At 46.1% G+C, this 1,899-nt stretch carries 1 protein-coding gene; it reads left to right on the forward strand.

Going from position 1 to position 1,899, the window contains the following annotated elements:
* The coding region (locus tag ACYVIC_RS13015) for a condensation domain-containing protein (RefSeq protein WP_460860580.1) at positions 1 to 1,899 on the forward strand (1,899 nt) is incomplete at both ends.

The raw sequence follows: 1,899 nt of genomic DNA on the forward strand, positions 1-1,899 counted from the left end.
CCATTGCAGGAAGGTATTCTGTTCCATCATATGATGAGCACCAAAGGCGACCCCTATGTAATGCCTGTGCTGTTTCGTGTGAAAAACAAAGAAGCATTCGAAGCATTTGTTGATGCACTCCAATTTGTTATTGGTCGACATGACGTATTACGTACAGCCGTATTATGGGATGGCGTATCGGTGCCGGTCCAGGTGGTGTATCGACAGGCAGAATTACCAGTGACCTGGCTTAGCGCGCCAAAAGACACTGACGTCGAGTCCCACATGCAATCCTTGTGTGCTCCTGAAATCCAACAAATGGATGTTACTCAGGGCCCTTTACTTAAGTTACAGGTCATGGCAGATACCGCGAGTGAACAGCACTTTGTCCTGGCACAGCTACATCATCTGATCTCAGATCATATTGGTCTGGAAGTTATCCAGCATGAAGTCGGCATGTATGAACAAGGGCAGGTAGAGCAATTGACTACTCCTGTACCCTACCGTGAATTTATTGCCCACACTCAACATCAGGCACGAGTTAATGACGCAGAGGCTTATTTCCGCGGTGTATTGGAGGATGTAACAGAAGCTACCGCCCCCTTTAATTTGATGGATATTCAGGGGGATGGTAGCCGGATTGTCGAAGTGCGTGAAATCATCCCGACAGATGTCAGTATGCAACTACGTCAAGTAGCTAAATCCCTTAAAGTGAGTCCAGCCGCTTTATTCCATAGTGCCTGGGCAATTCTGGTCGGTGCTTGCAGTGGTCGTGATGACGTGGTGTTTGGCACGGTAGTTTCAGGTCGATTGCAAGGCACGGTTGGTGCGGAAAGTATGATGGGGGTATTTATGAATACCCTGCCGCTCAGAGTAAAACTAAAAAGGTTAAGTGTTTTACAGCTTGTACAGCAAGTACAAAGTGCCTTGCTGGATTTAATTCCATTTGAGCAGGCAAGTCTTGCTTTGGCTCAACAGTGTACCAGTTTGCCTAAAGAGGCTCCGATTTTCAGTGCAATGCTGAACTATCGCCATTCTGTAGGTGAAGCAACAGGTGCGGAAGCTCAGCAAACTAGTGACTACGAAGTTATTGGTGGTCATGAAAGAAGTAACTTTCCACTCAGCTTATTAGTTGATGATCTAAAAACCGACTTTGTTGTAACTGTTCAGGTGGAGTCTGTGGTAAACGCTTGTCAGGTCATAGGCTATGTGCAGTCTGTTGTGGCAGCTCTGGCCGAAAAGTTAAGTACATGTCCTGATACTGAAGTGACGCTATTAGCAAAGGCACCGCAGGCTGGATATGAGCAGTATATGGCAGCCTCTGATTACTTTGGCACTATGTTGGAAAGCGCGCCAGTACAACAAGTACCCTACAAAGTTGATGCCGCATTGGGTCAGGAAAGAGCATTTTCACATCATGCAGTGAAGATATCAGAGCTGGTGGTCGGATTAAACCAACGGGCAGATGAGTTGCAGGTCTGTTTATCATCCGTGCTATTGGCCATTCACTTCAAAATATTGTCTTTATTAAGTGGAGAGACAGAGGCTGTCTCCTGCATAGCCTTTGATTCAGTATACGGCGAGAAAGAGCAAGGCTTTACAGCTGCACTCCCTATGTGTATGGAAACCCCGGTCGGAAGCTGGAGAGAGCTTATTCAATATGTGAGTGGTTGTATTGAAACGTCTAAGCCATTCCGCTTTTTGCCCCTTGCTGAAATCCAAAAACAATCGGGGCGTGATTTTAGCGAGGTATTGTTTCATTTCTCTTCATTACTGACAGATGATTTCCCCTGTGAATTCGATCTTTGTATGGATGTAAGCGGTGCATTAGGGAGTAACACTCTGCAACTGACCATTCATTACAACCGCCACCTTTATGATGCAGAGCAGATAGCAGAGATAGGTGGATATTACGAGCGT

It is taken from the genome of Rheinheimera gaetbuli, assembly GCF_054781935.1.